This is a genomic window from Halomonas sp. M4R1S46 (assembly GCF_025725685.1).
Classification (GTDB): Bacteria; Pseudomonadota; Gammaproteobacteria; order Pseudomonadales; family Halomonadaceae; genus Halomonas.
The window spans coordinates 403,154-415,314 of record NZ_CP107008.1 but is presented as its reverse complement, the minus strand read 5'-3'; the positions used below and the strand labels follow the sequence as shown (position 1 = coordinate 415,314).

Here is a 12,161-nt window from a genome sequence, read left to right as displayed (position 1 = left end):
CTGGGGCCTGGCACCGAGGCCGAGCCGTCTCGGCCTCAGACCGGCGACTTGAGCGTCCGCAGGTAGGGCTTCAGGGTCGTGAACCCGTCCGGATACTTCTGCCGCGCCTCCTCATCGCTGACGGACGGCGGGATGATGACGTCCTCGCCCGGTCGCCAGTTCACGGGGGTCGCCAGGGTGTGCGTGGTGGTCAACTGAATGGAATCCAGCAGTCGCAGGACCTCATCGAAGTTGCGCCCCGAGGTCATGGGATAGGTCAGCATCGCCTTCACCTTCTTGTCCGGGCCGATGATGAAGACCGAACGCACGGTGGCATTGTCCGCCGGGGTGCGACCCTCTGCTTCCCCTTCGAGGTCCTCCGGCAACATATCGTAGAGCTTGGCGACTTCGAGTTTGTCGTCGCCGATCATCGGATAGTTGGGCGCCGCACCCTGGGTCTCCTCGATATCCCTGGACCAGGCCTGGTGGTTGTCGACCGGGTCCACCGACAGGCCGATGATCTTGGTATCACGCTTGTCGAACTCGGGCTTCAGCTTCGCCATGTAACCGAGCTCCGTGGTGCAGACCGGCGTGAAGTCCTTGGGGTGCGAGAACAGGATGCACCAGCTGTCACCGATCCACTCATGGAAGCGCAGGGTCCCCTGCGTCGTCTCCGCGGTGAAGTCCGGCGCGGTGCTGCCGATTCGTAGGCTCATGCTCATGTCCTCTGGAAAAGGTGTAATCGATACAGGGGAGGCGCGAACGCCTCCGCCGAGCGGCCCGCCCCTGCGCATTCGCCGTCCGGGGGCGCGGATCGCCGCATTGATCAGGGTATGCCACTTTGCCCCATCTGCAAGGCGAATCGGCTGCTAGATTGAACACAGGGAGCGCCCGGCGCCTGATGGCGGGCGGGTCCCCTGCTGGAGTGTTAGGGAGGCGCATCATGCCCAGTCTGAACGGGGTGCTGGAAACGGCCCTCTACGTGGAAGACATGGCCCGGGCTCGAGCCTTCTTCGAGGGGGTCATGGGACTCGAGGCCTTCACCGCCGATCATCGTTTCACCGCCTACGATGCCGGGGCCGGTTCGGTGCTACTGCTCTTCCTGCGCGGCGAGACCCTCGAGACCGTGGTCCTGCCCGGCGACATGGGCACCATCCCGCCCCATGACGGGGCCGGACGGGTGCACATGGCCTTCGCCATCGCCGAGCGCGATCTGGCGGCCTGGGAGGCTCAGCTCGGCGATCACGGCGTCGCCATCGAGGGCCGTACCCACTGGCCAAGGGGCGGCGAGAGCGTCTATTTCCGCGACCCCGACGGCCACCTCCTGGAGCTGGCCACGCCCGGCGTCTGGCCCAACTACTGAGCGGACTCTCGCGGGAAAGCCTGCTCCTTGTCTGGCCGCGCCCCCACGGCCAGCTTCTGGCGCGGGCTACCGGGGGCTGACCGACCTGTCGAGGGGCTCTCGGGAACGCCGTCCGTCATTCCCCCAGCGGCACGGCATGCTCGATCATCAGCTGTAACGACTCGCGTCCCCGCCAGCGATTGCGGTTGAGCTTGAAGGCACAGTGAAGCCGCTCGCCGACGCCGAAGGCCGGCACCTCCCCCGGCGTCAGTGCCCGGAACCAGATCGCCCGCACGGCGACGGCGCCGGCGGACAGCTCGAGCATCAGATGGCTGCCGTCGGCGCCCACCGGACGCAGCCGCTCGACCAGGAAGGCCCCCTCGAACAGCGGCGCGTCGAACTCCCGGCCGTAGGGCCCCAGGGCCTCGAGCTCGTCCAGGGTCGAAAGGGCCAGCTGGCCCGCGGCGAGCTCGCCGTCGGTGAACACCCGCGGGCCGAGCTCGGCATCGCCCAGCTGCTCTCCCACGGCCCGCAGCAAGGCCTCGCGGAAGACCCCGAGCGCCTCCCGCGGCACGCCCACCCCGGCGGCGCCACGGTGCCCGCCGAAGCGGGGCAGCGCCTGCGGCGCCAGCTCGAAGGTACGCTGCAGGGCATCGCGCAGGTGCAGCGCCTCGATGGAACGGCCGGAGCCGGTGAGCATGCCCGGCTGGGCCGCCGGGGTGAGCACCAGGGTCGGCCGGCCGTAGGCCTGCACCAGGCGCGAGGCCACGATGCCCTGGACGCCGGGATGCCCCTCCTCGAGGAACACCACCAGCGCCGGGGCGTCGGCGGCGAGCTGGGGCATCGCCAGCCCCTTCGCCTGCTCGGTCATCTCCGCCTCGATGGCCTTGCGGGACTGGTTGTCCTGATCCAGCACGTCGAGGTAGCGTTGCGCGACGTCATCCTGCTCCGCGAGCATGAAGTGCAGGGCGGCATAGGGATCGTCCAGCCGCGAGCGGGCATTGATGCGGGGCCCCATCTGGAAGGCCAGGGTCTCGGCATCGAAGGGCACGCTGTCGGCGCCCAGCCGCTCGGCCATGGCCCGCCAGCAGGCCGCGTCCATGCGGTTGATCAGGGTCAGTCCCTGGGCCACCACCGCGCGGTTGGCGGCACTGCCGCCGAGCGACACGCAGTCCGCCACCGTGCCCAGCGCGACGTAGGACAGCCAGGGCGAGAGCTTGGGCGTGGCGGCCGGCAGCACGCCCCACTCGATCAGCACGCCGCGGGCCAGCGACATCACCAGCCAGGCGACCATGCAGCCGGCGATGGTCGGGTCCGGGTAGTCGCAGTCCTCGCGGGTCGGGTTGATGGTGGCATAGGCCGAGGCCGGGGGCCCCTCCACCGGGAGCGCATGGTGGTCGCTGACCACCACGTCGATGCCGGCCGCCTTGAGCCTTGCGATGCGCGGTTCGTCGGAACTGCCGCAGTCGGCGGTGATCACCAGGCTCGGCCGCGGCGAGAGCTTCAGGGTGCGCTCCACCAGCGGCAGGCTGATGCCGTAGCCGTCATGGATGCGATGGCCGATCAGGCTGTGCAGTCGCGACTCGGGGACCCCGAACAACTCGTTCAGGGTGCGCCGGATCACCACATGGGAGGTGATGCCGTCCACGTCGTAGTCGGTGAGGATGCCGATGTGCTCGCCCTCGACCACCGCCTGGGCGATGCGCTCGGCGGCAAGGCGGGCGTCCCGCAGACGCTCGGGGTGCGCCAGGTGGCGCAGGCTCGGCGACACCAGCGGCGCGAGGTCGCCCTCATGGCCAGGCAGCCGGCCGGCCAGCACCCGCGCCTGCAGCGGCGTGAGCCCCTCCGCCAGGGCACGGGCCTCGACGGCCGCGTCACGGGGACGCGGCAGGATGCGCGGCTTCAGCCGCTCATGCAGGTCGATGGGATCGGTCACGGCGTCCAAGCCCGACTCCTTTGGATGAAGGTAGCGAATTGAGCTAGGCGAGTGGTTGATCGCTCGGAGCTGATCCGGGGACAGGCCTACGCGGAGGCGCTGTGAACCCATCCCTGGCGTAGGACCTCCTCTTCGCCCTGTCCCCGGCGCCCCTCGCTTCTACCAGCGACTCACGCCACCAGCGGTAAAGTCTTACCGCCGGTTATCGGCGACGAACTTCTGCACCTCGGCGAGTTCCGCCGGCAACACCGTGTAGCGCTCCTCGCGCTCCAGCAGGTCGTCCATGTGCGGCGGCAGCGGCACGCCGGGGAAGCCGGCCTTGACCACGGCCTCGGCGAACTTGGCCGGGTGGGCAGTGGCCAGGGTCACCATCGGCACCGTGGGCGCTCCACGCTCGCACTCGGCGGCGCGATAGCCGGTGGCGGTGTGCGGGTCGAGGATCTCCTGGGTACGGTGATGCGCCTCCCGGATCACCTCCAGGATGGTGGCGTCATCGACGCTGTGGCTGGCGAAACTCTCGCGCAGCCGTGCGAGCGGTGCCTCGGCCAGCGCCGCGGGCTCGCTCTGGAAGCGCTCCAGCAGCTCGGCCACGGCCGCGCCGTCCCGCTCGTAGGCCTCGAACAGCAGCCGCTCGAAGTTGGACGACACCACGATGTCCATCGACGGGGCCAGGGTGGCAACCAGCTCCTGCCTGGAGAAGTCGTTGTCGGCCAGCGTGCGGTGCAGGATGTCGTTGGCGTTGGTGGCGATCACGAAGCGCTCCACCGGCAGGCCCATGCGGTGGGCCATGTAGCCGGCGAAGACGTTGCCGAAGTTGGCCGAGGGGACGCAGAAGCTCACCTTGCGGTACGGCGCGCCCAGCGCCACGGCGGCGGCCACGTAGTAGACGATCTGGGCCATGATGCGCGCCCAGTTGATCGAGTTCACCGCCACCAGCCGGGTGCCGTTCAGGAAGCCCTGGTCGGCGAAGCTGGCCTTGACCATGGCCTGGGCGTCGTCGAAGTTGCCCTCGATGGCCACGTTGAAGACGTTGTCGGCCAGCACCGTGGTCATCTGGCGGCGCTGTACCTCCGAGACCCGGTTATGGGGATGCAGGATGAAGATGTCGAGGTTGTCGCAGTGGCGGCAGCCCTCGATGGCGGCGGAGCCGGTGTCCCCCGAGGTGGCGCCCATGATCACCGCACGCTCGCCGCGCTTCTTCAGGAAGTGGTCGAGGATCCGACCGAGCAGTTGCAGCGCCACGTCCTTGAAGGCCAGGGTCGGGCCGTGGAAGAGCTCGAGCAGGAAGTGGTTGGCGTCGAGCTGGTTGAGCGGCACCACGGCGTCGTGGCTGAAGGTGGCGTAGGCGTCACGGACGATGGCCCGGAAGGTGTCGTCGTCGATCTCGCCGTCCACGTAGGGCTTCATCACCTGGAAGGCGATCTCGGCATAGGAGCACCCGGCCATATCGGCCAGGTCTTCGTGGCTGAGCTGGGGGACGGTCTCGGGCACGTAGAGGCCGCCGTCGCTGGCCATGCCGGTGAGCACGACCTCCTCGAAGGACAGCGCGGGCGCCTGCCCGCGGGTACTGATATAGCGCATCGTTCGGTTCCTTTGCTCGCTCGGGGCTGATCCGGCGACAAGCCTGCGAGGAGGCGCTGTAAACCCATCCATGGGCGCTACCGATGCCATCCCTGGCATAGGACCTCCTCTGCGGCTGGCCCCCCGCGCCCCTCGCTACAGATAGCGGCAACGACCCTAGGCCGCTACAAGCTCTCCAGTCTCCGCTGGTGGTTTCTTTCTGCGTCAAGCTTGTAGCTTACGGCTCCGGGCGAAGCCCGGCTCATTCGTTCTCGTCCAGCGACTCGACCCGAATCCGCGTCACCGAGCCGGCGATGTCGGCCATGGACTCGATCTTGCGGATCGCCTCGTTCATGTGCTTCTCGCGGGTGCGATGGGTCAGCAGGATGATCGGCACCAGTTCACCTTCGGTGGCCTCCTTCTGGATCAGCGCCTCGATGGAGATGCCCTCCTCGGAGAGGATGGTCGCCACCCGGGCCAGCACGCCGGGGCGGTCCACCGCCAGCAGGCGCAGGTAGTAGGCGGTGCTGATCTCCTCCATGGCCAGGATCGGCGGCTGGTCGGCGTTCTCGCCGATGCCGCTGAAGGCCAGGTAGGGCACCCGATAGTGATGGTCGGTGGTGATGTCCCGGGCCACGTCGAGCACGTCGGCCACCACCGCCGAGGCGGTGGGCTCGGCGCCGGCGCCGGCACCGTAGTAGAGGGTCGGGCCCACGGCATCGCCCATGATGGCGATGGCATTCTTGACGCCGTGGACGTTGGCCAGCAGCCGCTCCTTGGGAATCAGGGTCGGATGCACGCGCAGCTCGAGGCCCGCCTCGGTGCGCTTGGAGATGCCCAGGTGCTTGATGATGTAGCCCAGGTTGTCGGCCTGTTCGACGTCCTCGGCGGTCACCCGGGAGATGCCCTCGGTGTAGGCCTTCTCGAACTGCAGCGGCACGCCGTAGGCGATGGAGGCCAGGATGGTCAGCTTGTGGGCGGCATCGATGCCTTCCACGTCGAAGGTCGGGTCGGCCTCGGCATAGCCCAGCGCCTGGGCCTCGGCGAGCACGTCCTCGAAGGCCCGGCCCTCGTCGCGCATGTGCGTGAGGATGAAGTTGCCGGTGCCGTTGATGATGCCGGCCAGCCACTCGATGCGGTTGGCGCCCAGGCCCTCGCGCAGCGACTTGATCACCGGGATGCCGCCGGCCACCGCGGCCTCGAAGGCCACGATCACGCCCTTCTCGTGGGCCGCCTGGAAGATCTCGTTGCCGTGCACCGCGATCAGTGCCTTGTTGGCGGTGACCACGTGCTTGCCGTTCTCGATGGCGGTGAGCACCAGCTCGCGGGCCACGTCATAGCCACCGATCAGTTCGACGAGGACGTCGATATCGGGGTTGGAGGCCACCTCGAAGACGTCCTGGGTGGTCTTGATGCCGGTGACGTCACACTCGGGGTTGGGCGTGCGGTAGGCCACCTGCTCGATCACGATGGGCCGCCCCGCACGACGGGCGATGTCGTCGGCGTTGCGTGTCAGCACGTTGAAGGTCCCGCCCCCGACGGTGCCCAGGCCACAGATTCCCACTCTCACCGGTTTCAATGTCATTCCCCCTTGTCTGGCGTGTGTCTCAGCGTAATGGAGGCCCCTTGGGGGCCCGCCGCCGGCGCTCGTCGGCGCGGCGGTCAGTCGTTCAGTCCGAGCATGGCGGCCAGGCGCTCCGCCGGCACGTAGCCGGGCACCAGGCGTCCATCGGGCAGGACGATGGCCGGTGTCCCCTGGACACCGAGTTCCATGCCCAGATGATACTGTTCCTCGACCGGATTGTCGCAGTCTGCGTCGCCTTCGAGGGCGGTATCGCGCTTGGCGCCCGACATCGCCTCGCTGGGATTGTCGGCGCACCAGACCTGCTGCATCTGCCGGGCGCCGGGCGAGTTCATCCCCGCCCGCGGGAAGGCCAGGTAGTCCACCTCGATGCCCATCTCGTTGAGCCGCGGCACTTCCTCGTGCAGCCGCCGGCAGTAGGGGCAGGTGGTATCGGTGAACACCACCAGCCGGGCGCGGGGCTCGACGGTGCTGCGGAAGATCACCCGCTGTGCCTCGGGGATCTCGGCGAGGCGCGCCGCGCGCTCGGCGTTGCGGGCCTGCTCGGTGAGGTTGACCAGTCCGCTCTCGGCGTTCTCGTAGAGGTCGCCGACCAGGAAGTAGTCGCCCGCAGCGTCGGTGTAGAAGGTCTCGCCGGTCTCCAGGCGCACCCGGAAGAAGCCGGCCAGCGGCGTCTCCTCCACCTGCTCCACCGGCATGCGTTGGCCGTTGACCTCGAGCCGCTCGGCCAGGCGTTCGGCGGCATCGGCCTGGGCCAGGGTGGGCAACGCCAGGGCGGCGACGAAGACTAGGGTCGATACTCTCATGATTCAGCCTCGGGGATGATGGTCGGCGTGCAGGGCCTCGAGTCGGACCTGCGCCACATGGGTGTAGATCTGCGTGGTCGACAGGTCACTGTGGCCCAGCAACAGCTGTACGACACGCAGATTGGCCCCATGATTCAACAGGTGGGTGGCGAAGGCGTGCCGCAGGGTATGCGGCGACAACGGACGGTCGATGCCGGCGACGCGGGCGTGAGCCTTGATGCGGTGCCAGAAGGCCTGGCGCGTCAGGCAGGCATCGCCGCGCCCGGGGAACAGTGCCGGGCGGGTGATATCGCGCATCAGCGCGCCGCGGCTGGTACGCAGGTAGCGCGACACCCAGTCCACGGCCTCCTCGCCCAGCGGCACCAGCCGGTCCTTGTCGCCCTTGCCGCGGACCCGGACCACCCCCTGGCGCAGGTTCAGGGCATCGGTGGTCAGGCCCACCAGCTCGGAGACCCGCAGGCCGGCGCCATAGAGCACCTCCAGCATGGCCCGATCGCGCATTCCCAGGTCGGTGTCGAGATCGGGGGCCTCGAGGAGACGCTCGACCTCGGCCTCCTCCAGGGTATCGGGCAGCGAGGGCCGGACTCGGGGCAGGCGCACCTCGGCCAGGGGGTCCCGGTCGATCCGCTGCTCGACCAGGGCCCAGCGATAGAACCGCCTCAGGCTGGAGAGCAGCCGGGCGTTGCTGCGCAACTGGTAGCCGGCCTCGCGGCGGCCCTCGAGCCAGGCGGTCAGGGTCTCGGGCCCGGGGGCCAGCAGCGCCTCGCCCTGCTCCGCCAGCCAGGCCGCCCAGGCGAGAAGGTCGCGGCGGTAGGCCGCCAGGGTGTTGTCACTGACGCCCTGCTCCAGCCAGAGGCCGTCGAGGAAGGCGTCGATCAGGGCCTGGTCGTCAGGCTTGGCCGTCATGGCACTTCTCCGTGCGGGGCCCCGGAACGACGAAACCCCGCCCCGCGGTCGCGGTGACGGGGTTTCGCTGTCGATGCGGGCTAGGACGCCACGTCACCGCACGCCGGCGGGCGCCTGCCTCAGGCCAGCTTTTCCTTGATGCGGGCGGACTTGCCGCTGCGCTCGCGGAGGTAGTACAGCTTGGCCTGGCGCACGTCACCGCGACGCTTGACGCTGATGGAGTCGACCAGCGGGCTGTAGGTCTGGAAGGTACGCTCGACGCCGACACCGTGGGAGATCTTGCGCACGGTGAAGGCGGAGTTCAGGCCGCGGTTGCGCTTGCCGATGACCACGCCCTCAAACGCCTGCAGGCGCTCGCGGTTGCCTTCCTTGACCTTGACCTGGACGACCACGGTGTCACCCGGGGCGAAGGCGGGGACTTCCTTGCTCATCTGCTCGGCTTCGAGCGCCTGGATCACCTTGTTCTTGCTGCTCATGACGATAACTCCTCGATAACATTCATTGACTCGCCGGTCCGGCAGTGGTTGGCCGACGAATCGTGATCCCGGCGCTCGAACGCGTCGACGCACGGGAGTCCTGTTGGTGACACAGGTCCGTCGCCCCTCGGGGCGCGTCCTGCACCTCCGCCCTGACCTACCTGGTGGCCAGCGCGTACTCCTCGATGAACTCCTTGAGCAGGGCCTGCTGCTCGGCGCTCAGCGTCCTGCCCTCGAGCAGGTCGGGCCGCCTGAGCCAGGTCCGCCCCAGGGACTGCTTCAGCCGCCAGCGCCGGATGGCGCCATGGTGACCGCTGAGCAGGACCTCCGGCACCCGCCGCCCGTCGATGACCTCGGGGCGAGTGTAGTGCGGACAGTCCAGCAGTCCGTCGTTGAAGGAGTCCTCGACCGCGGAGTCCTGATGCCCCAGCACCCCGGGGACCAGCCTTGCCGCAGCATCGATCAGTACCATGGCCGGCAGCTCGCCGCCGCTCAGCACATAGTCGCCGATCGACCACTCCTCATCGATGTCGGCTTCCACCACCCGCTCATCGATGCCTTCGTAGCGTCCGGCCACCACCACCAGCGGGGGGCCCGTTGCCAGTTCCTGCGCGCCGCGCTGATCCAGCCGCCGTCCCTGGGGGGACAGGTAGACCACCCTCGGGCGCTGCCCGGTGGCGTCCTCGGCCCGCGCGCGGGCATCGTGGATGGCCGAGCGCAGGGTATCGACCTTCATCAGCATCCCCGGGCCGCCGCCGTAGGGGCGATCATCCACGGTGCGATGCCGGTCGGTGGCGTAGTCCCGGGGGTTCCAGAACTCCAGGGCGATACGCCCCTTCTCCACCGCTCTGCCCGTCACGCCTTGAGCCGTCAGGGCCTCGAACATCTCGGGAAACAGCGACACCACGCCGATCCACATCGCCGCGCCGCTCCGGCTCAAAATTCCGGATCCCAGTCGACGGTCATCACGCCGGCCTCGAGGTCCACGTCGCGCACGACCTCGCCGGGCAGGAAGGGCAGCAGCCGCTCGCGACTGTCGACGGCGTCGCCGTCGCGCCCCTTGACGACCATGACGTCGTTGGCGCCGGTCTCGAACAGGTAGCTGATGCGCCCCAGCGGCACGCCGCCGTCGGTCACCACCTTCAGGCCCTCGAGCTGATACCAGTAGAACTCGTCGTCGCCGTCGAGTTCGGGTAGCTCGGCCTTGGGCAGGAGGATCTCGGCACCGGCCAGGGCCTCGGCCTGTTCACGCGCGTCGACCCCCTCGAGGCGGGCCACCAGGCCCTTGCCATGGGGGCGTCCCTGGGCGAGACGATAGCGGACCAGGCGTCCCTGATGGCGCAGCACCCAGGCGTCGTAGTCGAGGATGCCTTCCATGGGACTGGTGTACGAGTACACCTTGAGCCAGCCCTTGACGCCGTAGGGGCTGGTCAACTTGCCCAGCACCACGTGATCGTCGGTCGGACCTCGCTCGGCGCTTGCGCTCATCGGCGATCCTGCGTCAGACATGCGGGCGCGTCAGGCACTCAGGCCTGCTTGCGGGCTTCCTTGACCAGCTCGGCGACGCGGCCGGACAGCTGGGCGCCCTGCTCCTGCCAGTGGCTGATGCGGTCGAGGTCGATGCGCAGACGCTCTTCCTGGCCACGGGCCACCGGGTTGAAGAAGCCCAGACGCTCGATGAAACGACCGTCGCGCGACTTGCGGGAATCGGTCACGGTCAGGTGGTAGAAGGGACGCTTCTTGGCGCCACCACGTGCCAGACGAATGGTAACCATGCGTTGACTGTCCTTCGGTTGAGTTACGGAGGTTGTCGGTCGGGGCCTGCGCCCTCGACAATCGGTTCGACCGCGAGCCGGGGGCTCGCCGCCGGGTCGTTCGGTCACGACGATGACCGCGATACATCGCGGTCCTGCCAGTGAAGACGCCGCATTCTACGGAAATCTCCCCGGCTTGGAAACCTTTTTAGCCCCGAGGGGCCGTCGCCGGCCGCCTCAGCGCCATGGCATGCCACCCGGGCCACCCATGCCGCCCGGGCCACCCGGGCCACCCGGGCCGCCGCCGCCCATCATACCGGACATGCCACGCATCATCTTCTGCATGCCGCCCTTCTTGCCGGCCTTCTTCATCATCTTCTGCATCTGCTTGTGCTGCTTGAGCAGGCGATTGAGGTCGGGCACCTGCAGGCCGGCACCGGCGGCGATGCGGCGCTTGCGCGAGCCGTTGATGATCTCCGGCTTGCGGCGCTCCTGGGGCGTCATCGAGTTGATCAGCGCCTCGAGCTTGCCCATCTCCTTCTCGGGCCCCGGCCCCTGGGCCATCTCGGCCATCTGGCCCATGCCGGGCAGCTTGCCCAGCAGCCCGCCCATGCCGCCCATCTTCTTGAGCTGCTGGAGCTGGTCGCGGAAGTCCTCCAGGTCGAAGCCATCGCCCTTCTTGACCTTCTTGGCCAATTGCTCGGCCTTGCCCTTGTCGACGGTGCGCTCGGCCTCCTCGATCAGCGACAGCATGTCGCCCATGCCGAGGATGCGCGAGGCCACGCGGTCCGGGTGGAAGGGCTCCAGGGCATCGACCTTCTCGCCCACGCCCATGAACTTGATCGGCTTGCCGGTGATGTGGCGCACCGACAGGGCCGCGCCGCCACGGGCGTCGCCGTCGGCCTTGGTGAGGATCACCCCGGTCAGCGGCAACGCCTCGTGGAAGGCCTTGGCGGTATTGGCGGCGTCCTGGCCGGTCATGGCGTCGACCACGAACAGCGTCTCGTCGGGGGTCACGGCCCGATGCAGCGCCTGGATCTCGGCCATCATGGCCTCGTCGATGGCCAGCCGGCCGGCGGTATCGACCAGCACCACGTCGTGGAACTGGATCCTGGCGTGCTTGATCGCCGCCTCGGCGATGGCCACCGGCTGCTGGTCGCTGCGCGACGGGAAGAAGTCGACGCCCACCTCGCCGGCCAGCGTCTCCAGCTGGTCGATGGCCGCCGGCCGATAGACGTCCGCCGAGACCACCAGCACCTTCTTCTTCTCGCGCTCGCGCAGGTAGCGCGCCAGCTTGGCCACGGAGGTGGTCTTGCCCGCGCCCTGCAGGCCGGCCATCAGCACCACCGCGGGCGCGCTCTTCAGGGTCAGCCCCTCGTTGGCCTCGCCCATGATCGCCTCGAGCTCCTGCTGGACGATCTTGACGAACTGCTGGCCCGGGGAGAGGCTCTTCGACACCTCCTGGCCCACGGCGCGCTCGCGCACCCGGTCGATGAACGCCTTGACCACCGGCAGGGCGACATCCGCCTCCAGCAGGGCGCGGCGCACCTCGCGCAGGGTGTCCTTGACGTTGTCCTCGGTCAGGCGCGCCTGACCCTTGATCGATTTGAGCGTCTGGGACAGACGATCGCTGAGATTCTGGAACATGAGGCCTCTCCGCAAACGATGACCGGGAAAACCGCCGGAATGGTCCGTGCCGGCACGGGCGTGGGGTTTCCTGCAATGGGCGAAAATTATACGCCTTGTGGCCGCGAGTCTCCATGCCGCGAGCGCCGCGCCCGGCTGTGCGCCACGGGGAGGATTCGGTATAGTGATCGCTC

General features: G+C 68.6%; 12 protein-coding genes. 1 reads left to right on the top strand and 11 read right to left on the bottom strand.

The features are described 5' to 3' along the window. Positions 1-35 precede the first annotated feature (35 nt). Positions 36-695 (bottom strand): peroxiredoxin, encoded by a 660-nt coding sequence (locus OCT48_RS01995; RefSeq protein WP_263591086.1) that lies wholly within the window; start codon positions 693-695, stop codon positions 36-38. 227 nt (positions 696-922) lie between these two features. On the opposite strand from OCT48_RS01995, the gene OCT48_RS01990 reads away from it, so the two are divergent. Then, entirely contained in the window at positions 923-1,342 is a 420-nt protein-coding gene (locus OCT48_RS01990; protein ID WP_263591085.1) for a VOC family protein, read from the top strand. A gap of 115 nt (positions 1,343-1,457) precedes the next feature. On the opposite strand, the gene OCT48_RS01985 is transcribed toward OCT48_RS01990, so the two are convergent. The 10 genes from OCT48_RS01985 to ffh all read right to left on the bottom strand — a co-directional run bounded on the left by OCT48_RS01985 (position 1,458) and on the right by ffh (position 11,988). Next, a complete protein-coding gene (locus tag OCT48_RS01985; protein ID WP_263592559.1) occupies positions 1,458-3,257 on the bottom strand; it encodes a single-stranded-DNA-specific exonuclease RecJ in 1,800 nt (599 codons plus the stop codon). A gap of 192 nt (positions 3,258-3,449) precedes the next feature. Then, a complete protein-coding gene (gene thrC / locus OCT48_RS01980; protein WP_263591084.1) occupies positions 3,450-4,838 on the bottom strand; it encodes a threonine synthase in 1,389 nt (462 codons plus the stop codon). Between the two features lie 241 nt (positions 4,839-5,079). Continuing rightward, complete coding sequence (locus OCT48_RS01975; RefSeq protein WP_263592558.1) at positions 5,080-6,396, bottom strand: homoserine dehydrogenase; 1,317 nt, start codon at positions 6,394-6,396, stop codon at positions 5,080-5,082. 83 nt (positions 6,397-6,479) lie between these two features. After that, entirely contained in the window at positions 6,480-7,205 is a 726-nt protein-coding gene (locus OCT48_RS01970; protein ID WP_263591083.1) for a DsbC family protein, read from the bottom strand. Positions 7,206-7,208: 3 nt separating this feature from the next. Next, positions 7,209-8,111 carry a site-specific tyrosine recombinase XerD gene (gene xerD, locus OCT48_RS01965; RefSeq protein ID WP_263591082.1) on the bottom strand — a complete coding sequence of 301 codons (903 nt, stop codon included), beginning with the start codon at positions 8,109-8,111 and terminating at the stop codon, positions 7,209-7,211. A gap of 119 nt (positions 8,112-8,230) precedes the next feature. Next, positions 8,231-8,587, bottom strand: a complete 357-nt coding sequence (gene rplS / locus OCT48_RS01960) for a 50S ribosomal protein L19 (RefSeq protein ID WP_023005502.1) — start codon at positions 8,585-8,587, stop codon at positions 8,231-8,233. A 157-nt stretch (positions 8,588-8,744) separates the two neighbouring features. Continuing rightward, a complete protein-coding gene (gene trmD / locus OCT48_RS01955) occupies positions 8,745-9,506 on the bottom strand; it encodes a tRNA (guanosine(37)-N1)-methyltransferase TrmD (protein WP_263592557.1) in 762 nt (253 codons plus the stop codon). 17 nt (positions 9,507-9,523) lie between these two features. Continuing rightward, positions 9,524-10,075, bottom strand: a complete 552-nt coding sequence (gene rimM, locus OCT48_RS01950) for a ribosome maturation factor RimM (protein WP_263591081.1) — start codon at positions 10,073-10,075, stop codon at positions 9,524-9,526. A gap of 38 nt (positions 10,076-10,113) precedes the next feature. Then, positions 10,114-10,362: a 30S ribosomal protein S16 gene (rpsP, locus tag OCT48_RS01945; RefSeq protein ID WP_126483793.1), complete on the bottom strand. Its 249-nt coding sequence runs from the start codon at positions 10,360-10,362 to the stop codon at positions 10,114-10,116. 216 nt (positions 10,363-10,578) lie between these two features. Then, entirely contained in the window at positions 10,579-11,988 is a 1,410-nt protein-coding gene (gene ffh, locus OCT48_RS01940; protein WP_263591080.1) for a signal recognition particle protein, read from the bottom strand. Between the last annotated feature and the right edge of the window lie 173 nt (positions 11,989-12,161).

Bases quoted from the DNA above. Each gene is read 5' to 3' on its own strand.
- OCT48_RS01995 (WP_263591086.1), bottom strand. From the start codon at position 695: ATGAGCCTACGAATCGGCAGCACCGCGCCGGACTTCACCGCGGAGACG.
- OCT48_RS01990 (WP_263591085.1), top strand. From the start codon at position 923: ATGCCCAGTCTGAACGGGGTGCTGGAAACGGCCCTCTACGTGGAAGAC.
- thrC (WP_263591084.1), bottom strand. From the start codon at position 4,838: ATGCGCTATATCAGTACCCGCGGGCAGGCGCCCGCGCTGTCCTTCGAG.
- OCT48_RS01970 (WP_263591083.1), bottom strand. From the start codon at position 7,205: ATGAGAGTATCGACCCTAGTCTTCGTCGCCGCCCTGGCGTTGCCCACC.
- xerD (WP_263591082.1), bottom strand. From the start codon at position 8,111: ATGACGGCCAAGCCTGACGACCAGGCCCTGATCGACGCCTTCCTCGAC.
- rplS (WP_023005502.1), bottom strand. From the start codon at position 8,587: ATGAGCAGCAAGAACAAGGTGATCCAGGCGCTCGAAGCCGAGCAGATG.
- trmD (WP_263592557.1), bottom strand. From the start codon at position 9,506: ATGTGGATCGGCGTGGTGTCGCTGTTTCCCGAGATGTTCGAGGCCCTG.
- rimM (WP_263591081.1), bottom strand. From the start codon at position 10,075: ATGAGCGCAAGCGCCGAGCGAGGTCCGACCGACGATCACGTGGTGCTG.
- rpsP (WP_126483793.1), bottom strand. From the start codon at position 10,362: ATGGTTACCATTCGTCTGGCACGTGGTGGCGCCAAGAAGCGTCCCTTC.
- ffh (WP_263591080.1), bottom strand. From the start codon at position 11,988: ATGTTCCAGAATCTCAGCGATCGTCTGTCCCAGACGCTCAAATCGATC.